This is a genomic window from Arenimonas sp., from assembly GCF_044348765.1.
GTDB lineage: Bacteria > Pseudomonadota > Gammaproteobacteria > Xanthomonadales > Xanthomonadaceae > Arenimonas.
The window spans coordinates 1-23,053 of record NZ_JBIKSE010000002.1; the positions used below are offsets into that span (position 1 = coordinate 1).

At 55.5% G+C, this 23,053-nt stretch carries 29 protein-coding genes, 4 tRNA genes, 1 other RNA gene and 1 pseudogene; 9 read left to right on the forward strand and 26 right to left on the reverse strand.

Going from position 1 to position 23,053, the window contains the following annotated elements; genetic code table 11:
• From ACIQ0Q_RS00505 to ACIQ0Q_RS00515, 3 genes and pseudogenes are all read right to left on the reverse strand, one after another.
• Positions 1-107 (reverse strand): annotated as a pseudogene (locus ACIQ0Q_RS00505) (3-oxoacyl-ACP synthase); the annotation flags it as partial.
• A gap of 87 nt (positions 108-194) precedes the next feature.
• On the reverse strand, positions 195-392 hold the full coding sequence (gene rpmF / locus ACIQ0Q_RS00510; protein ID WP_297798976.1) for a 50S ribosomal protein L32: 198 nt from the start codon (positions 390-392) through the stop codon (positions 195-197).
• A 27-nt stretch (positions 393-419) separates the two neighbouring features.
• Entirely contained in the window at positions 420-932 is a 513-nt protein-coding gene (locus ACIQ0Q_RS00515) for a YceD family protein (RefSeq protein ID WP_395771003.1), read from the reverse strand.
• A 264-nt stretch (positions 933-1,196) separates the two neighbouring features.
• Between ACIQ0Q_RS00515 and ACIQ0Q_RS00520 the strand changes: the two genes are divergently transcribed.
• Entirely contained in the window at positions 1,197-1,793 is a 597-nt protein-coding gene (locus ACIQ0Q_RS00520) for a hypothetical protein (RefSeq protein WP_395771004.1), read from the forward strand.
• A 16-nt stretch (positions 1,794-1,809) separates the two neighbouring features.
• Here the strand turns inward: ACIQ0Q_RS00520 and ACIQ0Q_RS00525 are convergent, their stop codons facing one another.
• Genes ACIQ0Q_RS00525 through dnaX form a run of 4 tightly spaced genes read right to left on the reverse strand, consistent with a single transcriptional unit; the run spans position 1,810 to position 4,706 of the window.
• Positions 1,810-2,154 (reverse strand): histidine triad nucleotide-binding protein, encoded by a 345-nt coding sequence (locus tag ACIQ0Q_RS00525; RefSeq protein WP_395771005.1) that lies wholly within the window; start codon positions 2,152-2,154, stop codon positions 1,810-1,812.
• A gap of 8 nt (positions 2,155-2,162) precedes the next feature.
• Positions 2,163-2,762: a recombination mediator RecR gene (gene recR / locus ACIQ0Q_RS00530; RefSeq protein ID WP_395771006.1), complete on the reverse strand. Its 600-nt coding sequence runs from the start codon at positions 2,760-2,762 to the stop codon at positions 2,163-2,165.
• Positions 2,759-3,079 (reverse strand): YbaB/EbfC family nucleoid-associated protein, encoded by a 321-nt coding sequence (locus ACIQ0Q_RS00535; protein WP_395771007.1) that lies wholly within the window; start codon positions 3,077-3,079, stop codon positions 2,759-2,761. Before ACIQ0Q_RS00535 ends, recR begins: the two co-directional genes overlap by 4 nt.
• A 7-nt stretch (positions 3,080-3,086) precedes the next feature.
• A complete protein-coding gene (gene dnaX, locus ACIQ0Q_RS00540; protein WP_395771008.1) occupies positions 3,087-4,706 on the reverse strand; it encodes a DNA polymerase III subunit gamma/tau in 1,620 nt (539 codons plus the stop codon).
• Positions 4,707-4,832: 126 nt separating this feature from the next.
• Between dnaX and ACIQ0Q_RS00545 the strand changes: the two genes are divergently transcribed.
• Positions 4,833-4,925 (forward strand) — tRNA-Ser (locus ACIQ0Q_RS00545).
• Positions 4,926-4,963: 38 nt separating this feature from the next.
• An RNA gene (gene ffs / locus ACIQ0Q_RS00550) (signal recognition particle sRNA small type) lies at positions 4,964-5,055 on the forward strand.
• Between the two features lie 14 nt (positions 5,056-5,069).
• Here ffs and ACIQ0Q_RS00555 read toward each other — a convergent pair.
• Genes ACIQ0Q_RS00555 through ACIQ0Q_RS00580 form a run of 6 tightly spaced genes read right to left on the reverse strand, consistent with a single transcriptional unit; the run spans position 5,070 to position 8,760 of the window.
• Positions 5,070-5,480, reverse strand: coding sequence for a molybdenum cofactor biosynthesis protein MoaE (locus ACIQ0Q_RS00555; RefSeq protein WP_395771009.1), 411 nt, complete (start codon positions 5,478-5,480; stop codon positions 5,070-5,072).
• Positions 5,481-5,717 carry a MoaD/ThiS family protein gene (locus ACIQ0Q_RS00560; protein ID WP_395771010.1) on the reverse strand — a complete coding sequence of 79 codons (237 nt, stop codon included), beginning with the start codon at positions 5,715-5,717 and terminating at the stop codon, positions 5,481-5,483.
• Positions 5,714-6,211 (reverse strand): cyclic pyranopterin monophosphate synthase MoaC, encoded by a 498-nt coding sequence (moaC, locus tag ACIQ0Q_RS00565; protein ID WP_395771011.1) that lies wholly within the window; start codon positions 6,209-6,211, stop codon positions 5,714-5,716. The genes ACIQ0Q_RS00560 and moaC overlap by 4 nt, the downstream gene beginning before the upstream one ends.
• Position 6,212: 1 nt before the next feature.
• Entirely contained in the window at positions 6,213-7,229 is a 1,017-nt protein-coding gene (moaA, locus tag ACIQ0Q_RS00570; RefSeq protein WP_395771012.1) for a GTP 3',8-cyclase MoaA, read from the reverse strand.
• Entirely contained in the window at positions 7,226-7,981 is a 756-nt protein-coding gene (locus ACIQ0Q_RS00575) for an MBL fold metallo-hydrolase (RefSeq protein ID WP_395771013.1), read from the reverse strand. The genes moaA and ACIQ0Q_RS00575 overlap by 4 nt, the downstream gene beginning before the upstream one ends.
• Positions 7,978-8,760 carry a 3-deoxy-D-manno-octulosonic acid kinase gene (locus ACIQ0Q_RS00580; RefSeq protein WP_395771014.1) on the reverse strand — a complete coding sequence of 261 codons (783 nt, stop codon included), beginning with the start codon at positions 8,758-8,760 and terminating at the stop codon, positions 7,978-7,980. The genes ACIQ0Q_RS00575 and ACIQ0Q_RS00580 overlap by 4 nt, the downstream gene beginning before the upstream one ends.
• Between ACIQ0Q_RS00580 and ACIQ0Q_RS00585 the strand changes: the two genes are divergently transcribed.
• Positions 8,726-9,769 carry a glycosyltransferase family 9 protein gene (locus ACIQ0Q_RS00585; protein WP_395771015.1) on the forward strand — a complete coding sequence of 348 codons (1,044 nt, stop codon included), beginning with the start codon at positions 8,726-8,728 and terminating at the stop codon, positions 9,767-9,769. The genes ACIQ0Q_RS00580 and ACIQ0Q_RS00585 overlap by 35 nt on opposite strands.
• Before the next feature lie 11 nt (positions 9,770-9,780).
• Here the strand turns inward: ACIQ0Q_RS00585 and ACIQ0Q_RS00590 are convergent, their stop codons facing one another.
• Together ACIQ0Q_RS00590 and ACIQ0Q_RS00595 are read right to left on the reverse strand one after the other, a co-directional pair.
• Positions 9,781-10,179, reverse strand: a complete 399-nt coding sequence (locus ACIQ0Q_RS00590; RefSeq protein ID WP_395771016.1) for a DUF6165 family protein — start codon at positions 10,177-10,179, stop codon at positions 9,781-9,783.
• A 168-nt stretch (positions 10,180-10,347) separates the two neighbouring features.
• Complete coding sequence (locus ACIQ0Q_RS00595) at positions 10,348-11,034, reverse strand: response regulator transcription factor (RefSeq protein WP_395771017.1); 687 nt, start codon at positions 11,032-11,034, stop codon at positions 10,348-10,350.
• An 85-nt stretch (positions 11,035-11,119) separates the two neighbouring features.
• Here ACIQ0Q_RS00595 and ACIQ0Q_RS00600 point away from each other — a divergent pair, with 85 nt between their 5' ends.
• On the forward strand, positions 11,120-11,911 hold the full coding sequence (locus ACIQ0Q_RS00600; RefSeq protein WP_395771018.1) for a response regulator: 792 nt from the start codon (positions 11,120-11,122) through the stop codon (positions 11,909-11,911).
• A 180-nt stretch (positions 11,912-12,091) separates the two neighbouring features.
• Here the strand turns inward: ACIQ0Q_RS00600 and ACIQ0Q_RS00605 are convergent, their stop codons facing one another.
• From ACIQ0Q_RS00605 to ACIQ0Q_RS00615, 3 genes are read right to left on the reverse strand one after another with little or no spacing between them, the layout of a single operon-like run.
• Positions 12,092-13,672, reverse strand: coding sequence for a hypothetical protein (locus ACIQ0Q_RS00605; protein WP_395771019.1), 1,581 nt, complete (start codon positions 13,670-13,672; stop codon positions 12,092-12,094).
• A 35-nt stretch (positions 13,673-13,707) separates the two neighbouring features.
• Positions 13,708-13,872 carry a rubredoxin gene (locus tag ACIQ0Q_RS00610; RefSeq protein ID WP_395771020.1) on the reverse strand — a complete coding sequence of 55 codons (165 nt, stop codon included), beginning with the start codon at positions 13,870-13,872 and terminating at the stop codon, positions 13,708-13,710.
• A gap of 13 nt (positions 13,873-13,885) precedes the next feature.
• The gene (locus tag ACIQ0Q_RS00615; RefSeq protein WP_395771021.1) at positions 13,886-14,836 is read right to left on the reverse strand and encodes a fatty acid desaturase; all 951 of its coding nucleotides are present in this window, start codon (positions 14,834-14,836) and stop codon (positions 13,886-13,888) included.
• Positions 14,837-14,974: 138 nt separating this feature from the next.
• Between ACIQ0Q_RS00615 and ACIQ0Q_RS00620 the strand changes: the two genes are divergently transcribed.
• The gene (locus tag ACIQ0Q_RS00620; protein WP_395771022.1) at positions 14,975-15,958 is read left to right on the forward strand and encodes a helix-turn-helix domain-containing protein; all 984 of its coding nucleotides are present in this window, start codon (positions 14,975-14,977) and stop codon (positions 15,956-15,958) included.
• 91 nt (positions 15,959-16,049) lie between these two features.
• Here ACIQ0Q_RS00620 and ACIQ0Q_RS00625 read toward each other — a convergent pair.
• Positions 16,050-16,139, reverse strand: a tRNA-Ser gene (locus ACIQ0Q_RS00625).
• Between the two features lie 114 nt (positions 16,140-16,253).
• On the opposite strand from ACIQ0Q_RS00625, the gene ACIQ0Q_RS00630 reads away from it, so the two are divergent.
• A complete protein-coding gene (locus ACIQ0Q_RS00630; RefSeq protein WP_395771023.1) occupies positions 16,254-16,916 on the forward strand; it encodes a SpoIIE family protein phosphatase in 663 nt (220 codons plus the stop codon).
• Here ACIQ0Q_RS00630 and dnaQ read toward each other — a convergent pair.
• From dnaQ to ACIQ0Q_RS00645, 3 genes are read right to left on the reverse strand one after another with little or no spacing between them, the layout of a single operon-like run.
• The gene (gene dnaQ, locus ACIQ0Q_RS00635; RefSeq protein ID WP_395771024.1) at positions 16,913-17,608 is read right to left on the reverse strand and encodes a DNA polymerase III subunit epsilon; all 696 of its coding nucleotides are present in this window, start codon (positions 17,606-17,608) and stop codon (positions 16,913-16,915) included. The two genes, ACIQ0Q_RS00630 and dnaQ, sit on opposite strands and share 4 nt — an antisense overlap.
• Before the next feature lie 8 nt (positions 17,609-17,616).
• Positions 17,617-18,051: a ribonuclease HI gene (rnhA, locus tag ACIQ0Q_RS00640; RefSeq protein WP_395771087.1), complete on the reverse strand. Its 435-nt coding sequence runs from the start codon at positions 18,049-18,051 to the stop codon at positions 17,617-17,619.
• Positions 18,052-18,068: 17 nt separating this feature from the next.
• Positions 18,069-18,680 carry a class I SAM-dependent methyltransferase gene (locus tag ACIQ0Q_RS00645; RefSeq protein ID WP_395771025.1) on the reverse strand — a complete coding sequence of 204 codons (612 nt, stop codon included), beginning with the start codon at positions 18,678-18,680 and terminating at the stop codon, positions 18,069-18,071.
• A gap of 60 nt (positions 18,681-18,740) precedes the next feature.
• On the opposite strand from ACIQ0Q_RS00645, the gene gloB reads away from it, so the two are divergent.
• Together gloB and ACIQ0Q_RS00655 are read left to right on the forward strand one after the other, a co-directional pair.
• On the forward strand, positions 18,741-19,505 hold the full coding sequence (gloB, locus tag ACIQ0Q_RS00650; RefSeq protein WP_395771026.1) for a hydroxyacylglutathione hydrolase: 765 nt from the start codon (positions 18,741-18,743) through the stop codon (positions 19,503-19,505).
• Complete coding sequence (locus ACIQ0Q_RS00655; protein WP_395771027.1) at positions 19,502-20,269, forward strand: lytic transglycosylase domain-containing protein; 768 nt, start codon at positions 19,502-19,504, stop codon at positions 20,267-20,269. The genes gloB and ACIQ0Q_RS00655 overlap by 4 nt, the downstream gene beginning before the upstream one ends.
• A 59-nt stretch (positions 20,270-20,328) precedes the next feature.
• Here ACIQ0Q_RS00655 and ACIQ0Q_RS00660 read toward each other — a convergent pair whose 3' ends face one another.
• The 4 genes from ACIQ0Q_RS00660 to ACIQ0Q_RS00675 all read right to left on the reverse strand — a co-directional run bounded on the left by ACIQ0Q_RS00660 (position 20,329) and on the right by ACIQ0Q_RS00675 (position 22,891).
• Positions 20,329-22,272, reverse strand: a complete 1,944-nt coding sequence (locus tag ACIQ0Q_RS00660; protein WP_395771028.1) for a SurA N-terminal domain-containing protein — start codon at positions 22,270-22,272, stop codon at positions 20,329-20,331.
• A gap of 101 nt (positions 22,273-22,373) precedes the next feature.
• Positions 22,374-22,450, reverse strand: a tRNA-Asp gene (locus ACIQ0Q_RS00665).
• Positions 22,451-22,470: 20 nt separating this feature from the next.
• Positions 22,471-22,545: transfer RNA gene (locus ACIQ0Q_RS00670), tRNA-Val, on the reverse strand.
• Positions 22,546-22,615: 70 nt separating this feature from the next.
• On the reverse strand, positions 22,616-22,891 hold the full coding sequence (locus ACIQ0Q_RS00675) for an HU family DNA-binding protein (protein ID WP_188448939.1): 276 nt from the start codon (positions 22,889-22,891) through the stop codon (positions 22,616-22,618).
• Between the last annotated feature and the right edge of the window lie 162 nt (positions 22,892-23,053).

Below are 23,053 nucleotides of genomic sequence, written 5' to 3' on the forward strand. Positions count from 1 at the left end.
ACGATCCACTCATCACTGGTATCGACGATCTTTTCCAGATCGGCATTGGTGAGGATCCGCTCGGGCAAATAGCTGCCGGTACCGGCGATACGCGAAAATGTAGGCATGGAATAGTTGTCCTGTTTCAGAAAAGCTTAAGGCGAGCCGAAGCTCGCCTTAAATACCTTAGAGCATACCCGACAGGCGGGCAAGCCTTATTCTTCGGTTTCTTCGACGGCCGACTTGACGTCGACCACTTTACGGCCGCGGTAGAACCCGTCTTTGGTCACATGGTGACGCAGATGGGTTTCACCGGTGGTCGGATCGGTGGCGAGTTGCTTAGCGGACAGCGCATCATGCGAACGACGCATGCCGCGGGTGGACGGGGTACGACGGGATTTTTGAACGGCCATGGTAAGACTCCAAACGAAATACTGATGTTACGTGTGGTCTTTCAGGGCCTTCAGGGCCGCGAAAGGACTGCTTTTTTCTTGCTCGATCGCCTCATCCCCGCTCCATTTCGGATCCAGGTCTGAAGCGTCCGGATTGACCGGTACCAACGGCACCGCGAGCAGAAGCTCGTCTTCAATCAGTTGGGCCGGCGAAACTTCACCATGCCCCTCAATCAATACCGCTTCCATGTCTTCCGGCAGGGAAGCTTCCTGCGCTTCATCGCTGATCAATCCGAGCCGCTGGTCGATTTCTACCGGAAGCGCGAAGCGCTCGAGCGTGCGTTGGCAGATCAGGTGAAACACCGCATCCAATTGAATGTGCATGACATCCAATTTCAGCGGATCGCGGTAAAACTCCACCACGTACCGGCAGTCGCCCTCGGCATCCGCGAGAACAGCCGCCAGGCGCGGCATCTGCGCCAAAGGCAGGCTTCCTTCGAAGCGACGCTGGTTCGCCACCATGCGCCAAACATCGAGTTGCGGGGGCAAGGTGACAGACATAAGCGCTAAATTTTAATGGATTCATCGACCTGAGTCAAATCAACGTCCAATTGGGACTTCAGGGCTCTTCCAAAGCCTTTCCAGCCACGGCATGAAGGCTTTTCCCTGGCCGCGATGAGAATGTATCTATATGAATTTATTATATATCAACGATATTCTTGCGAATCATGGCTATCACATAGCATGCTGGAAAATCAAAAGGACGTCGGAATCCAGAGCTGCCACCGGCTATAGTAATCAGAATCACCATTCTGGGAGCCCGCCATGTTTCGTCACACCGCCCTGCTCGCGCTACTGATGCCTGCATCCACTTCGGCAAGCTCGATACCCGCGACGGTTCACGTGTCAATTCCAACCCATGACGCATTCTTTAACGCTATCCGTCGCCACTGCGGAAAAGCCTTCGAAGGCAAGGTCAGCATCGATAATCCGGCCTCGCCTGGCTTTGAAGGCCGGCTGGTCATGCATGTCCGGAAATGCACCGATTTCCAGCTCCAGATTCCATTCCATGTCGGTGAGGACCGTTCACGTACGTGGGTACTCAGCAAGACCGGCTCCGGCCTTCAGCTCAAACATGACCACCGCCATCGGGATGGCAGCAGCGATGAGTCAACGATGTACGGCGGTCATACCCATGATGCCGGTTGGACGACGGTACAGTCGTTTCCGGCAGATCAGTATTCGAAGGAGTTGTTCGCTGCGGCCGGCAATCCACAATCCAACGGCAACACGTGGCAGATGTATGTGTATCCGGAAAAATTCACTTACCGTCTGACCCGCGAAGGCCGTGAGTTCCGGGTGGATTTCGATCTAACCAAACCGGTCCCGGCGCCACCGACACCCTGGGGCTACTCGGACTGATTTGGCCCTGCCTTGCTCAGGCAAAGCCGCCGGTAAGCGGAATACCGCCCAGCAAGTGCACATGAATGTGAAATACGGTCTGGCCGCCATGGGCGTTGCAGTTCATCACCAGACGGTAACCGTCTTCTGCGATGCCGATGGATGCGGCATAGGCGCGTGCTGCCAATACCAGCCTGCCGAGCAATTGCGCTTCCGAATCCGGAACATCATTGAGTGTATGAAAGCGACGCTTCGGAACGAACAGCACATGCACCGGGGCCTGTGGCGCGATATCGCGGAAAGCGATGAGGTCATCGCTTTCGAAAACGATATCGGCGGGAATCTGGCGATTGATGATTTTCTCGAAGATGCTGTCGCTCATGGGCATTCTCAGGGCATGTCAATGCGGGTACCGAAAGCATGCGCCAGCGTGCCACGGTCAACGTATTCCAGCTCACCGCCGATCGGTACGCCATGCGCGAGTTTGGACGGCTTGACCTCGAGCTGTCGGGCCAGCTGCGCCAGATAGTGCGCGGTCGCCTCGCCCTCCACAGTCGGGTTAGTCGCGATGATCATTTCGTTAATCGCGCCCTCGGCAAGGCGCTTGGCCAGCTTGTCGAGACCGAGCTCACGTGGGCCGACCCCATCCAAGGGCGATAGCCGCCCCTGCAGGATGAAATAGAGGCCGCGATAACCGGTGGCCAGTTCGATGACCAGTCGGTCGGCCGGCGTTTCCACCACGCACAGTAGTGAAGTATCACGGGCGGCACTGGCACAGATTGCGCAGCATTCCTGCTCAGTGAAATCACGGCATTGCGCGCAATGGCCGATGCGTTTCAGGGATTCCTGCAAAGCGCTGGCCAGACGCATGCCGCCCTCGCGATTACGCTCTAGCAGATGGTAGGCCATGCGTTGGGCGCTCTTCTGGCCCACGCCAGGCAGACAGCGCAGGGATTCCATCAACTGGCTTAGCAGGTCGCTCTGGCTCAAAACGGTAACTTCATTCCCGGAGGCAGCGGCATGCCGGCGGTGACCGCAGCCATGCGTTTATTGCTTTCCTCATTGGCCTTGACCACGGCATCATTGATGGCAGCGACCAGCAGGTCTTCGAGCATCTCGGCATCGGTCAGAACGCTGGGGTCAATAACGACTTTGCGGGCGTCGAACTTTCCGGTCAGGATCACTTTCACCGCGCCGCCACCGGATTGGCCGGTTACTTCCATCTGCGCCAGCTCTTCCTGCACTTTCTGCATGTTTTCCTGCATGCGCTGGGCTTTCTGCATCATCTGGGCGATATTGCCTCTCATAACATTCTCACTTCAATTCCAAAGGACGGATGGAATCCGGAACGATCTGCGCACCTTCAGCCAGAAGGGCGTTCACCACCGGATGGTTCTGGAACTCGGCCTCGGCCTGATTCTGCCGATTGAGTTTGGATTCGGTTTGCCGGCCATGCAGGGTTTCGGCCACGGCATCGTGTAGCTTTTCGAATTTGAGTTGCACCGGACTGCCGAAGGCTTCACTGAGCGCATTCTGAAAGCGTTCGCAAAGACTTGGGCTGAGACTATGGTACAAATCGGCTGGATACGACAGCAGCAGCTGTGTGCCGTTACGGGCAACAAACCCACTGTGGGCTCCGAGCTGTCCAAGCGGGCCTTTAAGCGCCAGACGTGCCAACAACTGCAGCCAATGATCTGCCGTATCCGGAAGATTCACAGGCACGGCTGCGGTGACCGGATCCGATTTTTCCGGGGCCGGCGCTATGGACACATCACGGGGCGCTTTGGCCGGCGACGGACGGACGGCGGTCTGTTCTGCAGGGGCCGGTCGCGTCACGGCGGCCGGCGCATCAGTTACAGCCGGCATGAACGCCAGCATGCGCAACAAGGCCATTTCGAATCCGACCCGTGCTCCCGGTGCGAAATGCAGGTCACGGCGCCCCATCACCGCCATCTGATACCAGAGTTGCACCAGTTGGGGATCAAGATGCTGGGCAAACGCCGTGATGGACACGCGCTGCAGCGAAGGCCGGTAACTCGGGACCAGTTGTACCAATTGGATTTCATGCAGGGCCTGCGCCAGGCGATCGAGCACCTGTTCGAAATCGGGCGCAAAAGACGCCAATTGTTCGATGGCCGCCATCAGCGCCTCGCCATCACGGGCGCCGAGCGCACTCAGAAGTTGTTCGATCTGGCTGCGATCGACGGTGCCGAGCATGGACTGCACCAATTCAGCCTGCAGACTGCCGCCGGTATAGGCGATGGCCTGGTCGAGCAAGGACAGCCCATCGCGCAGACTGCCATCGGCTGCATCGGCTAGCAAGGCGATGGATTCGGCGTCGAAGCCAATGGCTTCGGCAGACAGAATATGCTCCATCTGCCCCGATATCTGTTCGGGTTCCAATCGGCGCAGATTGAATTGCAAGCAACGTGACAACACGGTCACCGGCAATTTTTCCGGATCGGTGGTGGCCAGCAGAAACTTGACATGCTCGGGTGGCTCTTCCAATGTCTTCAACAGGGCGTTGAAGGCGTTTTTCGAAAGCATGTGCACTTCGTCGATCAGATAGACCTTGGTGCGTCCGCGCGAGGGCATGTACTGGGCATTGTCAATCAGTGCACGGACATCGTCGACACCGGTATGGCTGGCGGCATCGATTTCAATCAGGTCGGGGTAGCGGCCGTTGTCGATATCGGTACAGGTGCCGCAGACCCCACACGGGTCCTTCGAAGTCCCGGATTCACAGTTCAGGCTTTTCGCAAAAATACGGGCGATGGTGGTTTTGCCGACACCGCGGGTACCGGTGAACAGGAATGCATGGTGCACGCGGCCGGTTTCCAGGGCATGGCTCAGGGCGCGCACCACATGTTGCTGTCCGACCAGCTCGGCGAAACGCTTTGGACGCCATTTTCGTGCTAGAACCAGATAAGACATGGGCTTTCCCGTATTGAGAGCCTCATTTTGCCATATTTGGGCCGGCCCGGAACAGCGGCCTGCAACTTGTGGAAAGGACCATGCTCGCGTATAATTTGCTGTTCACATCAGGCGATTTACATCTGCGGAGAGATGTCCGAGCGGTCGAAGGAGCACGCCTGGAAAGTGTGTAAACGGCTAAACCCCGTTTCGAGGGTTCGAATCCCTCTCTCTCCGCCACTTCTGTTACGGCCAAGCGCCGCGTTTCAATGGTGGCCCCTGTCGGCCTTCGCGACGATAGATTGAAAACCCCGCCAGGGCCGGAAGGCAGCAACGGTATTGATTGATTCGGGCGACGAGGTCAACCGGCAGGGGCCGCCACCCTCATCCGTCCCGCCAAGCTGTCTCGCCATCGGCATATATTTCGCGCTTCCAGATCGGGACCCGCGATTTCACCTCATCGATAATCCAACGGCAGGCGGCAAATGCCGTCTCGCGGTGGGCGGCGCCGACCCCGACCCAGACCGCGATGTCACCGATGCTGCAGTTACCGGTCCGGTGGATACAGCGAGCATCGATGATGTCGAAACGGACCAGGGCTTCCGCCAGAATGCGCTCCCCTTCATGTTCGGCCAGTTCTACATAGCAGTCGTAATGCAAGCCGAGTACCGTCCTACCGGCGTGATGATTACGCACCCAGCCTTCGAAGGCCGCATAGGCGCCGCAGCGCGCATCGGTGAGAGTCTCGCGCCAGACGCGGTTGTCGATTGCCGAATCGGTGATGCGGAAATGCATTCAGCCTCCGGATACCGGTGGGATGAAGGCGATGACATCGCCATCCACCGGTTGGTATCGCCAATCGCAGAAGGCACCATTGCAGGCCACCCGAAGCTGATTCTGGGCGTGCTTGAAGCCGTACTGTTCTTGCAGTGCCGCATATAGCATGCTCAGGGAGCCCGGAACTGGCAGCTGTTCTTCGCTGACGCCAGCCGCTTCCCGCAATACCGCGAAATAAAGGACGGTCACGCTCATTTAAGGGACACCGTACGTTTACCTCCCTGCTTTTCACGCAACTTCACCGGTCCGATTTCGATGGCGTGACTGAGCGCTTTGCACATGTCGTATACCGTCAGAGCGGCGGCCGATGCGCCGGTCAGCGCCTCCATCTCGACACCGGTCTTGCCAGTGACACGTACGGTGCAGAGAATGCGCAGGGTCTGTTTGTTCTGCCAATCGATGCAGAACGCACAGGCTTCGATGGCCAGGCTATGGCAGAACGGGATCCACTGCGCGGTGTTTTTGACCGCCATGGTACCGGCGATGACGGCGGTATCGATGATGGCGCCTTTCGTGCTACGCATGTCCTGCTCGCGCAGCCGCTCGGCAACGGCTTTTGGAAAACGGACATCGGCGCTGGCACTGGCCGTGCGGACGGTCAAGGCCTTGTCACCGACATCGACCATGGCCGGGCGGCCGGCGACATCAATATGGGTCAATTGCGGTTTGCCACTTTTCTTTTCGGCCATATCAGCCTCCGATGAAGAACATTTCGATTTTTTTACGGGCATCAGCGGCATGGCGAATTTCACTGTAGCGATCGGTGCGGTGCCGCCACAGGGTACTGATTTCGGTCGACAGTCTTTCAGCCGAACGCAGATGCGGTTTCAGATCGAAGCCGGCACTGGCGAACAGGCAGGTAAACAACTTTCCGTCCACCGAGAGGCGCGCACGGTTGCAGTCCCCACAGAATGGCGCACTGACCGAAGCAATGAACCCGACCTCGCCACTACCGGAAACGGCATAGCGCGCGGCGACCTCACCCGGCGCTGTAGGCGCCATCGGCGTCAATACATATCTGGACTGCAGGCAGGCTAGAATCTCCGAAACAGGAACCACATCAGTACTCAGCCATCCATTGCAGCTACCGACATCCATGTATTCGATGAAACGCATGACATGACCGCGGTTTTTGAAAAATTCGAACAAAGGCAGAATCTGGGATTCATTCAGACCTCGCTGTACCACACAGTTGATCTTGATCGGTCCGAACCCGGCACGTTCGGCGGCGGCGACACCCTCCAAAACCTGGGATAGACTGCCACGCCCTCCACTCATGTGCCGGAACAGCGTTTCATCCAGGGCATCCACACTGACCGTAATCCGGTCGAGTCCGGCCTGGCGCAATGCTTGGGCTTGTGTGGCTAGCAGTGATCCGTTGGTGGTCAGGGCCAGATCCTCGAGCCCATCAATCCGCTTCAACAAGCCGATCAATTCCGGAAGATTGCGGCGCAGCAATGGCTCGCCGCCGGTCAAGCGGATTTTACGAACACCCTGAGCAACAAATGCTGCCGCGATCTGCACGATATCATCAAAATCCAGGCGCTGTTTTGCACCCAAGGAGGCCTCATCCACAGAGCCTTCCGGCATGCAGTACGGGCAGCGGTAGTTGCAGGTTTCCATGACCGATATGCGCAGATCACGCAACGGCCGCCCTAGGGCATCGACCACAGGAGAGGGGGCGATGGCCTGCAATTGTGTCCTCATGCCAACGGCCCTGGTTCTGGCGCCGACAGATCAAAAGCCTGACCCGCCACCGCGACCCGGAAGCCCTGCGCCTGCATGAGCTCAGAATCTACGGACGATGCGTAGTGATATAACACCAGCAATGGCCACCATGACGCGGGGTATTCTCGTTGGATATCAGCCAGACCGGTGTGCGAGGGATTGCCGACCAAACCACAGTCATGCGCAATCAATTCACCGGCCTGTACGCCATCGGAAAGCCGCTCCGGAATCGGACGGGTATCGCCGGTCCAGATGAAGCTTCCGGGCAGTCGCAGTCCGAAGGCGGAATCCGGCAGATGATGGCGGACCGGAAATACGCTGAAATGCAGACCTGCATGCCAGAAACTGGCGCTGACCGGAATCAGCTGGAAGGCATCCCACCAATTGGCACCGCCCTCGGCGAGCACGCCCGGATAATCCGCCAATCGGGATTGCATGGCCGGTACGATTGATGCCGGCACCAACAGTTTGATTTTTCCGCGCAGGGCATCATCGAAATAGGCGGTATAGAACAACCGTTCCAAACCGCCGACATGGTCCAGGTGCAGATGCGTAATGAAAATAGCCTGCGGAGCCTGCCCATAGCAGGCAAGATATGCAGTCAGTGTCTCCTGGCCACAGTCAATCAGCAGCTGCGGGACGCCATTACGCTCCAACACGGCACTGGCTGAGCCCAGCAGCGGAGCCGACTGTGAATTACCGACGCCGAGAAAGCGCAGTTGCCACTTCATACCAGGCCCTCGTTGTGCGCCGCAAGTAGGCGCTGGAATCCGGCTCGACGTTCGGAAACATCGACCATCGGACATTCTTTATCAATCGAGCGCTGCAAACGTGCCAGCACACGCCCGGTCCAGATTCCAGCCCGAGCACACAAACGACCTTTGTCCCAGTCGATGACATGCAATCCATCGGCATTGCACAGGATGTTGTTGGCATTCAGATCGGCGTGCCGGGCGCCGACACCATGGAAACGAGCAAGTAATGCGCCAACTTCCGCCCAGGGCGCATCACCTTGTCGGATGCGGAGTGCAAAGGACTGGGCTTCGGGGATGCAGCGGGTCAGCAATGCCGCCCGGCAAGTCATTCCAGACCGCAGACAAAAAGCCGCCAACGGCTCGGGCACCGGCAGACCATGACGGCGCAGCACTGACAGCAATCGGTATTCGGCAAAACTGCGCACACGTGCAAGCCCGGTATAGAGATAGGAAGCCTCGGACAGCAAGGCGGCACGGCCACCACGCCGGTAATGTTTCAGAACAGCATCCCCGGCTGACGTTTGCACAAACCAAGCCCCTCCGCGGCCACCCTTCCCAGAAACCAGCCGTGCCGAGAGGTAAGCACTTGCGTTAAACTGGCAGACATCCGGAGCCGGCAATTGCTTGGAGGCATACAGGACGGTGCAGAGGCCATCTGCACCGTTGAAGTGGACGCATTCAGTTTGGCCATCCTGTTCAATCATTGCAAGAGTGTACCAAGTGAACCCAGCTGCTGCCGTAAAAACCGTGTGCATTTTGCGATTATCGGCTCTCGGTGATGCTACGCATGTCCTGCCGCTGATCCGAACCCTGCAGAAGAACCTGCCCGAATGCCGTATCACCTGGATACTGGGCAAGGGTGAAGCCAAGCTGATGGAAGGCCTTGATGGCGTCGAACTAATCGCGTTCGATAAGAAAGCCGGGCTGCAAGGCCTGAAAGACCTGACCCAGGCCCTGGACGGTCGGCGCTTCGACGTCCTGCTGCAGATGCAGCTGGCCCTGCGCGCGAATCTGGTATCTGCCGCGATTTCAGCAAAACGCCGGATTGGCTATGATTGCGACCGGGCTAAAGAAGGCCACGGTTTATTTGTCAACGAACGCATCCGGCGCGGAGGCCATCATGTGCTCGACGTGTTCGGCCTGTTCGTCGAACCACTGGGATTCCGACAAACGGAAGTCCATTGGGATTTGCCGGTGCCGCCGGAAGCTCATGCCTGGGCTGCCGCGCAATGGACTGCCGACAAGCCGACGCTTTTGATCTCGCCATGTTCCAGCCATGCCTTGCGCAACTGGCTGCCCGAACGTTATGCGGCCGTGGCTACACATGCCATGGGTAAAGGCTGGCAGGTGGCTTTATGTGGAGGCCGGAGCGCGCTCGAGCGTGACATGGGCGATGCCATCATCGCCGCAATGCCGGACAAACCGATTGATCTGATCGGCAAGGACACCCTGAAACAATTGCTGGCCCTGTTGGCACGCGCCGATTTGGTCTTGACCCCAGATTCCGGGCCGGCACACATGGCCAACGCCATGGGTAGCAAAGTGCTCGGTCTGTATGCCTGTACCGACGGTACCCGCTCCGGCCCTTATTCGGATCTGCGCTACACGGTCAATCGTTATCCGGAGGCCGCCATGCAGTTTCTGGACAAACCGGCTGCCGCCCTGCCCTGGGGCAAGCGCGTCGAATTCCCCGGAGTGATGGAATCAATCCGCATAGATGATGTCATCGCGTGCTTCGAACGCTATTGCGCTGATAAAGCCTGACGCACAAGGGCTCAGGGTGTGCGGTAATCCTGATAGGATTTCTCTTCCACATAGGCCGAACCGAGGGCCATGTTGATGTCTTTCTTGATTCGTGCACGTTCGTCATTTTCGAAATAAACCGCACGCGCCAGCTTGATGAACTCGGCATCGAAACGTTGGGATTTTTCGAGGATACGGATGTCGTCTTCAATGACCCAGAGACGTTCATTCACGGCCTTCAGCTGCCGCATCAGACGACTGATATCTGTAGCCGAGGCCGGATGCGCCGCCCAGGTCTGTTCTAGAGCGCTTAACTCCTTGCGAACATTGGCAACTTTGACCGCATCGCTCATGCGTTCAGACTTAATCTGCAAAATGGTCACTTTATCAAGCAGTTCACCGAAGGAGACAGGTGCAAGGATTTCGGACATGGGGGGCTCGTAAGCAATTAAGGTTTTTGGATTATAGTCTATGCCAGAGATAAGCAGGTGACTTGAGGAAAGTGGGCATAACCGGAAAATTCTGAGCCGGCTCACCTCGCAGCATGGTTTCGAACAGCCTCCAGTGCAGGTACGCATTTTGATTGAATGCTAAGTCAATCACTCGGGGATTTTATCGACTTTCTCGATGCGGTATCCCCACCCATAGACCGGAAAAATCTGCCAGCCATGCTTCGGACCGATATCGAGCTTCCGCCGGATCCGACTCACATGGGTATCGATGGTGCGGGTATCGACATCGGCATTCAAACCCCAAAGTTTTTCGAGCAGGAAAACCCGCGAGAGCAGAACGCCAGGGCTCTGGAACATGTGACAGACCAACTCGAATTCTTTTTGGGTAAGCTCGACCGCTTTGCCATCAACCTCAATGCAACGTCGGTGGCGGTCGACCCGGTAGTCGCCGAAATTGAGAACCTGTAACGGCTTTGCCCGACGGGCAAGCGATTCGATGCGGGCCATCAGCTCATAATTCTTAGCTGGTTTGACGACATAGTCATCGGCGCCAGCTTTGAGAGCGGACACGATGTCTGGCTCTGCTTCCTTTGCCGTGATGAAAATCACAGGGATGTCCCAGCCGATGTTCTCACGGATCCAGATCAGCACATCGACACCATTACCGTTTGGAACCATCCAGTCGATAATCAGGATGTCGTACTTCTGGGTGCGCAGGGCTTCAGTGAATGCCTGTGTGGTCGCGAAAAAGTCGTAGCTGAATCCGGCCACATTGAACCACAGGCGATACATCTCCTGTTGGGTAATCTCGTCTTCAAGGATCCCGATATGCATTCTTGGCTAGAACCGCGCCGTTTTGTCCCTGTCCATTCTAAAGTAAATTCTTAGATCTATATGCTTTGGGTAAGCAAATACCCCCATGCTAGAATCAGATGAGATCAATACCACCAACCGAATCATGCACTTAATGCATTCCCTTGCCCCTCCCTTGGAGTTCCGTAACCGCCGCATTTTGGTCGCGGAGGATAATGCGTCTAATCGAACAGTCATCCAGCAATGGTTGGCAATGGCGGGTATTGACGTCGTTCTGGCCGGGACTGGCGCAGAAGCCTGCGCAGCCTTGGCGGTCGCCAATCCCGATCTGGTATTCATGGATGTCCGGATGCCCGACATGGACGGTATCGAAGCGACCCGCCACATGCGCATGGCCGGCTATTCCAAGCCGATTGTTGGGCTTTCGGCAGCGAGCCGCAATACTGATCAGAATGCCTGTTTGAATGCGGGCATGAATGACTTTCTGGCAAAACCGATTGATGCCGATGAACTCTGGGGCTGTCTGACACGCTGGCTGAGCCCATCCGCAGAGCCAGGACATGGCATCAAATCCGATGATGACACCGACGATACATCTGCCGAAATGCGCTTTCTGGACAATGCCGATGCTCTCGCACGGGCACGCGAGATCTTCATTGCCTGCCATCGCGACGACAGTCTGCGATTACAAAGTATGCTTGCCGATGGCAATTACGGGGATATGGCGAATCTTGCACATACCCTAAATGGATCGGCAGCAACCATTGGCCTGGACGCTCTATCAAAACTGGCATTGGCATTGGAAAAGAAGATCCAGATGCAGGCTTCCAGAGAGGATCTGTTACAGCTGATTCACTGGATAGATAACCAGCTGGTGCATCTGGTGGAATGTTCGTAACCGACCCACTGGCTTCTTGAATGAAGAACCCCCTGCATCCAGGGGGCTTCGGACAGATGGCGCAGAGGATGTCCGACTACCTTTAACATCCAAAGAACCACCGAACCAGATTGTAATCTTCAACAGCCTGTATCTAGAAGCTTTTCGGCATATAAGTCCTCAGAATACAGTTCGCACCTATCACTTGGGCAACATGGCCCAGAGTTTGGATTTATTAACTGGACAGCCTAAAGCTTCAAAACGAGATTTTTCTTTCAGGTTGAGCACATAAGGCAAGTAATCACCCATAGCCTCCTTTTCATGACCGGGCTGGGTGACGGAAAACCAGCTGTGCTTGAAATTGGCATGGACTTGTGTGTGACGATTGATGAGCGATACGAAGTTAGGTGAGCCACTGACCATGCCGTCACCATTACCCATGTCGATCCAAGCCACTCCACATGAGGTAGTGGCATTGACTGGTCGGTCTTCTTGCCGCGAAATAACCAAGGCATAACGACCACTACCATCAGTGCTGGCGGCCAATTGCTCGTCGTAAATGCAGTCTGTTGTGCTAGCAGCCGTTAAAGATCCTCCCGTGCATACCGATGTGTAGCGCATATCATAGATTTCTGGATTATCGTTTTCACCATGCCAGTTCTTAGGTGTGCGTGGCAGCTTGGCTGTCATCAAATAAACTCGCCCATAGTTACGACTTAAATAAGTATATCCATAGCGTGTAGCTTTATTACTCCACCAACCTCCAACCAACTTAGACTGCCTGGCGCTGAACAAAGGAAAAAACAAATCAGTTACTACTTGCCTGCGGCTGAAGAAAGCCTGCAACGGTCGTGCTTCGACATCTTTGGCACCAACGTTGTTCGTATCAACCCAGGGCAAATGCGTGAGTAAGACCCACGCACGCTCGTCTACCGAGCTAGGCAGCTGCTTCCCACGCATGGGAGAGTTACTGGCTTGACAAGCGGCATCACCTTCTAATTTTTTTCCATCAGCTAAGACCATGCTCACCCTCGGCAAGGCCACGCCCCCGAGATAGTTAATACTTTGATCTGGAACGTAGTTTCGCATCCACATGAAGACTTCGCTGCCGGCATCGGCATGGGTATAAAGCGTATTGGCCGGCCGAGGCAAAGGGGGCTTTCCGTTCAAAATAGTGAACGTATATTTGCGGTTTTTCGTATCGCGGCGTACACCAGGTCGAAATGGATTTTTTGATCCCTCGTCTGGTTGAATGTCTATATCATTTAGCGAGTCCAATGGCTCGCCGCGCGAGTTGTAGATGTTGAAATTCCAATGCCGCATATATGGAAAATCCCCCTGAACAATCAGCTTAGCGCCCTCCGGTAGTTTCAGCGCTGTGGGTATATAGGTGGTGCCTGTGTCAGGAAACTGGTTTTCCAATGAAAAAGAATTGGCATCGTTGGTGAATACCCCATTACGGGCGCGAGGCCCAGGCCAAAAACAAGAACGCAGACTCATGTTGTGTTCTTGGTTAGCCGAAGTATGAATATCCATAGGTTTTTCGGCAGGCATAGGTGGCATTATGCGCCCACGCCCTGCGCTATCGACAATGTAGCCCACCGCATTAGGTTTTAGCGAACCATCTGCCGCACCTTTGCCCATCTCATAATTTTTGTAACTTGGACGAATGACAGCGGGATCATCTTTTGCTAGGCGAGATGTGGCCCACATCAGGGCGACAACAAGAAGAACTATCAGAAGTGTCAAGATGACACCGGAAAATTTCAGGAAATTCTTCATTTTTGCCTCGCTATTTTCTAATGAAAGGCTATATATCAATCAACAATTAGTTGAAAATCTGATTTAATTGCACCACATTCGACACAACACCAATCCTCTGGCAGGTCCTCAAATAGTGTCCCTGGCGGGATTCCCGACTCTACATCACCCAAAGCCTCATCGTAAACATGGGCGCAGTAAGCGCAACGAAATCTTCTCATGAGAGCCTGCCTCTTAGTAGGAACCTGCAGTAGTGGTACCACCGGGATGAAATTTAGGAATTAAGGCAAAACCATGCTGAATTTGAAGATCTCGCGAGCGCAGCTCACCCTCCATCAAGCGCCAGACTTTGCGATGGTTATAAGAGGGAGTGGTCGGCCATAGATGATGAATCAAGTGATAATTGTGCCACTGCATAAGCACATCCATTAGCGGCTCATGCCCCATTCTTATAGTAGTACCTGCGGTTAGGTTATAGGTCGCAGATTCATCAGTATTCACCTGTTGTAACCGGCCGTGCTCATCGCCATTGAGATGTGGTAACCACAAAAACACAAATCCAATCAACGCTGTCGTGATACGTGCAGGAATTAGCCAAAGCATTACGACGGCAAGGCCATAGCCTAAATAAGTTAACAGGCCTATCGCCACCAGTGTCGACACTGCCAATGGAATCGTATCCTTTAACGTTTTGATGCCCCTTGGATCACCTGAGCGCAGGCTATAGAACGCATAGGACAGATCAAAAGTCATCCAACGCAAAACAATACTCCACCAAGGCCCATGCACGTAGTGGTCTGGATCTTTGGGACCGTTGGTGAATCGGTGGTGAACCATGTGCGAGTATCTGAAAGTACTTAGCGATACCTGAGGCGCAATCATCAGTAATGCGATACGACCCATCCAGTCATTCAGGGTGATATTTGAGGACGCAGCGCCATGTGTTGCGTCGTGTGCTACATGGAAGACCGGATACATAAGCAGCACATTGCACAGCCCCGCAACCCATAAGGGCAAATGGCCACGCAGCGCTAAACTGTCGACGGTGAAAATTCCTGCAACAATGAAAACCAGGATCCCGATAGTCGGCCAGGCGATAACTGGCGGATTAGTCAACCGATAGAGCTCGGCTTTCTTCTCCGCAGGTACTAGGATGGGGGTTTTTGACGATGCGTTCGATGACATGTCTTTTTCCTCTTTTTCTGCCCCTAAAGTTCTCGCCATGAGGGCTTATGGTTGATACTCTTGAATTCTGAATACGATATTTCTTTTTTGAAGCTCAGCTGGTGACAAAAACTCCTCTTTAGGTGACAATATTCGCCAATGCAAGAGATCTCACCACCACCGGCTTGGCGTGAAGGCGTGATACATCCGGCCTATGTACGCATCGCACTTGTCTTGGCCGAACGGCTGGGTTTACGAGTAGACGTTCGCATGCCCGATACAAGCCGAATGGTCACTTTGATGGACATGCAACCTCTACTCGAAAAACTCGATGTTGAGGTTAACCCGTATTTAGGGATTGATCTGGGAAGCCTAATCCCTGCATCTGCACATGGCGCAATGGGGTATGCTGTCGTTTCCAGCGCGACGGTAGGTGAGGCCATGCATACGCTGGCACGGTATGCCTCGATGCGTAATCGCTTTTTTCAATACACCTGTCAAAGTGACGCGCATGAAACACGCCTGATTCTTTTGCCACGCATGCCTTTAGGTGTATTTCAAAATTTCTGTGAAATCGGTACAGCAGTTTCGATTTTTAAAATGATTCAGGGGGTGGCCGGCGATGAAGCAGCATCGAGAATGGTTTTTGAGGCCCATTGGGAAGGCTTGGTCTCACTGTCTGTACCCATGGTCATGAATTACTCACAACCCTATACTGCTTTGCGGGTACCTACAGAAATAGCTCGAAGGGCCAACCCAACCTCCGACGAGAAGTTATATGCCCATGCATGCCGATCCTGCGAAGAAGAGCTTTCTGCGATTGACGGTAACTTGATCTCACGTTTGCGAGTTAGCATGCCTGATGATAAGCAAGAGTGGCCGACTCTTAAAAATTCAGCAGAACGCTTAGCCATGTCACCTCGAACCTTGATTCGGCATTTAGCGGCCGCAGGTGTGACCTACCAGTCATTGATAGACGATGCCAGGAGCGAGATGGCCTGTTGGTATTTAAAAAAGACTTCATTGCCGGTGAGCGCTGTTGCGGAGCGACTAGGCTTTTCTGATGATACTAATTTCAGTCGTAGTTTTCGGCGATGGCGCAACATGACGCCTTTGCAATTCCGAAAATCAGTAAAGCTTTAACATAACGCTGAGGTCGCGCATATGCAATTTGCAAACGGCAGGCTTGATGATGCGAAAAAAGCCCCTGAATTCAGGGGCTTATTTAATATACTGGCGGAGAGGGAGGGATTCGAACCCTCGGTAGGCTCACACCTACGCCTGATTTCGAGTCAGGTACATTCGACCACTCTGCCACCTCTCCGGCGTTGCGGTAGGGGGTAATTATAGCGGTTTCAACAGCTTTTTGGCTAGACGTATTTCCCCGAATCGGCACAAACCGTTCATAATGACATCTTGTCCAACAATCATTTACGCTATGTTTGAAATCGGCCAAATCAGCCATCCCGGCAGGAAGCGCCTGCTGAACGAGGACACATACGACCTTGATGCGAGCGCGGATGTGGCCATAGTTGTCGATGGCATGGGAGGATTGGATGGAGGTGATGTCGCCGGAGCCTTTGTACGGGACTATTTGCGTAGAGCGCTACTGCAGGGCGACAGTCCCAGTGATGCGCTGCGTAATGCCGGCCAGGCCTTGCGCATTCAGCGTCCCCAGCAGGGTGCTTCTCCCAGTGGTGCCAGCGCCATAGTCGCCTGCTTTTCCGATAAAGGCCTGGATTTGGCCTGGATCGGTACCTGCAGAGCGATTTTTTCAGATGGCCGACAGTACCGCAACATTGTATCTGATGCCGAGACCAAAGGACTTTTGAAATCCGGAACAGCAAATGCTATCCAGGCGCTCGGCGTCACTACAACCGATAAACTCTGCATATCAGAGGCACGCCTCACCTTGAAACGTGGGGAATCCGTGCTGTTCTGTACCGATGGAATGCTTGAGGCATGCACAGCAGCCATACTGGAGAGCAGCCTGTGCGACTCGCGCCTCAGCGCCCAGGAGTCGGTGGAGATGCTGTTGATGCATGCTTTGCGCGGAGAAGCAAACAACAACATGACCGCGCTGCTGCTTCGCCTATCCTAGTTCGACCAAAACTCTTTTCCGGACTTATCTGCGATTTTTTGAATCCGGGACTGATGGATCTCAAGCTCATGTGGCGTAGCATGCAGTATGAATGCTGATGCAGTAACCGCAAGGACGACTTCCGTAGCTGCCATATCCGCTGACGGCAAAGCCTCTTCAAACCCGAATCCGGTTTGACCCGACGTCATGGCCAGATAGACATCGGTCAACAATTCCGCGTCCAGCAGCGCGCCATGCAACTGCCGGTGCTTGTTATCGACTCCGAGACGCTTGCAGAGTGCATCCAGGGAGTTCCGCTGTCCGGGATACAATTCACGCGCCATCTTGAGCGTGTCCAGCACGCCGGCGTGACGGTCAATGCGACCGAATGCTGGGCCAAGCAGGCCGAGCTCATAATTCAGAAAACCGACATCGAATTCGGCATTGTGGATGACCAGCTCGGAGCCGGCGATGAACTCCAGAAATTCCTGCACGACATCCTCGAAGCGCGGCTTGTCTGCCAAAAAGTCCAGAGTCAGGCCGGTGACTTCGGCCGCGCCCGGCTCCATATCCCGGCCCGGATTGAGGTACTTTTGATATGTTCTGCCGGTGGGGCGGCGGTTGATGAGCTCAATACAACCGATTTCGACGATCCGGTTGCCCTTCTCCCAGGAAAGCCCGGTGGTTTCGGTATCAAGTATGATCTGTCGCATACATTCTCCTATTTGAAGGTTTCAGCGGCAAGACGTGCGAGCTCGTCAACACGCTCGTTCTCAGCATGACCGGCATGACCCTTGACCCAATGCCAATGCACCCTGTGCCTGGAATTAGCCTCGTGCAGGCGCTGCCACAGATCCTGGTTCTTGACCGGCTCGCCCTTGGCATTCTTCCAACCGCGCTTGATCCAAGCCGGTAACCATTCCGTAATACCCTTTTGCACGTATTGCGAATCCGTGTACAGATCAATGCGGCACTGGCGGTTCAGCGACTCCAACGCGCAGATGGCACCAAGAAGCTCCATGCGGTTATTGGTAGTATGGATCTCTCCTCCGGAAAGCTCCTTCTCGGTCTGGCCATAACGCAGCAAGGCACCCCATCCACCCGGCCCGGGATTTCCGGAACAGGCACCATCGGTGTGGATTTCGATATGCGGCAGGTTGGCAATGGCGTCTTTCATATCGGTGTTCGTTCACGGGCCAGGGCAACGGCCGCGGCATTTTTCCGCAAAGGGGTCAATGCGGCTTTGCGTTTCCGCAACAGCTGGAAGTTTACCGAACGCAGTGCCGGCGGTCGAGTATTGCCGAGCCGCTCATGGCGAATGAGATCCAACCCGGACTGACGGAGTTTTGCCGACCATGCCGCGGCCGTTGCGATGTGCATGTCCGACCAAATGCCGGTCAGGCGCATGGGCGTAAACGGATTCAGGGTCAACAGTGCGAAATGTCCCTCCGGAACCAGCACGCGTTCGCATTCGGCGATGAGCGCCTCCGGATCGCCTGCGGTTTCCATGACGAAAGCTGCGAGCACGAATGCCATGCATTCATTAGCCAGCGGTAATCGGGCGTCTTCGGCGATGACATCCCCGTAGAAGCGCCGCTGTGCACGCTGCAGCTGGTAAACGGGAGCGCACTGCAGCTCGGGCAATGGCAAGCCCTGAGCGCAGGGCTGTAACACCAGGGCATTGTGGCCGCACAGCGGCCAGAGCCAAGTGGCGCAAGCTGAAACACCCTGGGTGGCCAGCGCCTGGCCTTTGTCGGTCTCGAACCAGTTGTTTTCGCCCGTCATGCGCCGACACCGTTTAAACTACGCCTATTGTGCGTCAAATGACGGCCACGGTCACCTTCCATGACAGTTCTGCACGCGTTGCCTGCTTTCGAAGACAACTACATCTGGTGTTACCGTAGCAGCCAAGGGGGCAGCATCGTAGTTGATCCGGGTGATGCCGGCCCTGTGCTTGCCGCCGTTGCCGACGGCCTGCGCATTGAGGCGATTTTCATCACCCACCACCATCATGACCATATCGGTGGACTGAATACGCTCCGGGCCGCCTTCAGCGGCCCCGTGTTCGGACCGGAGGATGACCGCATCCCCGGCATTGACCGCATTGTCCACCATGGTGATGTCCTGCAGGTTCCGGGTTTTCAGCCATTCCAGGTTTTGGCGGTGCCTGGCCACACGCTCAGCCACATCGCCTATACCGATTCGGACGTTCTGTTCTGCGGCGACACCCTGTTCAGCCTTGGTTGCGGTCGACTATTCGAGGGCACCCCCGAGCAGATGTTGGCCTCATTGGATCGTCTGGCGGCGCTGCCAGACAAGACCCTGGTCTGTTGTACGCATGAATACACCTTAGCAAATGCCCGCTTTGCCGCTGCCGCCGAACCGAATAACCCCGAACGTGACCGCTGGCTTGAGGATATCAAGGCCAGACGCCTGCAAGGGCGGCCGAGTCTGCCCTCCCGCATCGGCATCGAGAAAGCCTGCAATCCGTTCCTACGCACAGATTTAACGGAGCAACTCGGCGGTCTGAAACAGCATCTGGGCCGAATGCCCGAAACACGCCTGGCCCGCTTTGCGGCCTTGCGCGCATGGAAGGATCAATTCCAATGAGCCGATGGCTGTCCTGCATGCTGATTGCGACTTTGGGCTCTACCGGATCGGATATTGCGGCCCAGGACACGCTTAAACTGGCGGCATTCGAACGCAGCGGCACGGTTGTCTTCGAACGCATCAGTGGCGCACTGGATCCCGCGTCCTGTAGCGAGAGTGCCGCCAAGAGTACATGGATGAAAGATTACATCCATGACCCAAAACGCTTCGAGAGGCAATTGGTTGCCATGCTGCCGATTCTTGACCACGTCAGCTACCAAACCCAGAAACGCGGCCTGCCGATGGAATATGCACTGATTCCCTTCGTTGAAAGCCGCTTCCAGCCCAAGGCGGTTGCCAAAGGCGGTCCGACCGGACTTTGGCAGATAATGCCGGAAACCGGCCGCTACTACGGTCTCAAGATCGGAGGAAATAAAGACGGACGGTTCTCGGTCATCCACTCAACCGATGCGGCGCTGTCCTATCTGCAGAAACTGCAAACCATGTTCGATGATTGGCAAACCGGCATCATGGCCTACAATGCCGGCGACAGCCGGCTGCGTGGCAGCCTGAGACGCCAGGGACTGACCAAGGCGGATGCTGATAAGCGCCTGCCCACCGGTCTGGCTCCCCACACTTATGCGTACGTGAAGAAAATCAGGGCGCTGAGCTGTTTCATGTTCAATCCGGCCAGTTTCGGGGTCAATCTGCCGAATGAGGCCGTATTCACGCCACTGGAAACCGATACCGACCCCATTGCACCAGTGCCGGATAACGGCAATTGAACGCGTGAAAACGCCCGGGATGCCGGGCGTCAGTAAATCACATCATTTGATACTTGCGTTCAGAGACGGTCTTCGGCAACTACTACCTTGAAGCTGCGGCGCAGGGCCTGGATATACTCCGCGACTTGCTGGGCACCGCGGACCTGACCAAGATAGCGGGTCATTTCGGTACGTTCCAGCGCCGATATCCCCGACAGATCCGGCTCGTTCACGGACTTCAATTGCATCAACAGATACGCGCCGTCCGGTAGCTTCGCGATACCGGAACCACCAGGCTTGCCGTTCTTCGGCCGTGCAAGGCGGAAAGCTTCCTGGACCACCGGCTGCAGCTGCGGTACGGGCGCCTGACGCCCGACACCAAGCGCGGGAATGATCGGACGCGCTAACGATGCGGCAACCTGCTCCAAGGTTTCACCCTGATTCAAACGCTCCAGTAGCGCTTTGGCTTCTTTTTCGGCCTGCTTGGCGGCACGGTCTTGGATAAAGGCCAGACGCACCACATCCTTGACCTGCGCGAACGGCAGCACGGCTTCGGGCTTGTGGTCAATCACACGCAGAAGAACGACATGATTGGGTTCCAATTCAATGAGCTCACTGACGCGGCGCTCGACCAGAACATCATCTGAAAATGCTGCTTTACGGACCGGATCAAGGGCCGCGATGCCCTCGCCACCGCGGCGGGTGAAAGCGGCGGTTCGCAGCAGGGGAATGCCGGCGGCCTTGGCGGCAGGCTCCAGCGAGCTGGCGTTTTCACCCACGGCATTGATCATCTTTCCAGCCAGATCATTGAACTGACGCTCGATCTCGGAGCTGAGGTAGCTGGCTTCGATTTCGCCCCGGACTTGTTCAAAGGGCTTGGCGGTACCGGCGATCAATTCACGGTAATACAACACATGCCAGCCATCCTCGAGGCGGACCGGCTCGGACACCTGACCGGGCTTCAAGGCAAAGAACGCCTTGTCGAAGGCATCGCCGAAGATACCCTTCTCAACCGGCCCGAGATCGCCGCCGGCATCTTTGCTGGCAAGATCATCAGAAGCCTTGGCCAATTCGGCAAAACTGCCCGGTTTGGCCTGAGCCTGCTTGGCGAAGCCCTGCGCCTTGGCTTTGGCCGCAGCCTCGGCGGCGGCAGAAGCGCCGGCCGGAACTTCAACCAGAATGTGCGACGCCACACGCTGTTCAGGTGTTCCGTATTGGGCTTTCTGGTCCTCGTAACGTGAACGCAGAACTGACTCATCGACGGTGATGTCGGTCTGGACGGCACTCTGCTCCAGTTCCACATACTCTACTGTGACGGTTTCCTCGGTCCGGTAATCGGATTTATGGCCGTTGTACCAGGCCGTCAGTTCGGCATCGGTTGCCTTTGGGTCGAGTGCCGGCAACGGGACCTCGACATAGCCCAGATCACGTTTCTGTTCGGAAAGCTTGCGCATGGCGATAGCATCGCTGTCCGAGGCGATTCCCGAGCTGACATACTCATCGGCAATGAAGCGGGTCATCAGATCCTGCCGGATACGCTCCTCGAACTGGACAGGCGTATAGCCCAATTGCTGGATGGCCAACTGATAACGGGACTGGTCAAATTTGCCATCCACGGTAAAGGCGTCGATCTTGAGAATCTCATCGCGGATCATCGCATCCGAAATCCGGATGCCCGCCTGCTGAGCACCGAGCTGCAGAACAGCCTCGTCAATCAACTGTTCGAGAATACGGCGCTTGTTCTCAGGCTTTTCGAATGCAGCCGCATCGAAGGCCTCTCCCTGTTGCTGGCGCTGCTGCTGGCGGACCTGATCGACCCTGCGACTGTAATCGGCAGCCGAGACCTCAATAGAATCTTCGCCATAGCCCAGTAGTTTTCCGGGTTTGGTCACTTTGGCCACGTAGTTGCCGGCTCCGGGGGCGTTCAGCCCCTCCAAACCGAAAAGTGCCATGACGGCAATAATCATGACCAGGATCAGCTTGGCGATCGGACCTGTGGAATTTTCACGGATATTCTGAAGCATGGCGGGGCGCGGAACCGGATTGGGCAAGGCCTCTATTATGAAGCTTTTGACACCGGAACGCACGAAAAAGAAAAGGCACCCGAAGGTGCCTTTTCATACAGTGGCGGAGTGGACGGGACTCGAACCCGCGACCCTCGGCGTGACAGGCCGATATTCTAACCGACTGAACTACCACTCCAGTTCATGTGCTTGAAGCGCTGGTGGGTGCTGAGGGTTTCGAACCCCCGACCCTCTCCGTGTAAGGGAGACGCTCTACCGCTGAGCTAAGCACCCTCAAGCAGGATGCGTAGCATACACCATTTTTCCGCCGGCTGACAACTGAAATCGGCGGAAAACCGCCGGATTACTTGTTGACGGCGTCTTTCAGTGCTTTACCCGCCTTGAAGCCCGGGTTCTTGGAGGCTTTGATTTTGATGGTAGCACCGGTCTGCGGGTTACGGCCTTGACGGGCAGCACGCTTGCGCACCGAGAACGTACCGAAGCCGACGAGGGTCACGGTATCGCCTTTCTTCAGGGCTTTGGTGATTACTTCGATGACGGCATCAACGGCACCGGCGGCGGCGGCTTTGGACAGATCGGCCTTTTCGGCTACGGCAGCAACAAAGTCAGCTTTATTCATTTTGATAAATCTCCCAATGCGATTATTCGCGAAAAATTAGAAATTAAGTCGCGGCAGGTCCACAACCTAACCATATCGCCGAACCCTAGAAATTACGGTCTTGAGCCCGGTTGCAACAATTTATACCAGTGAATATGGATATGCGCAATACCCTGCAAACCT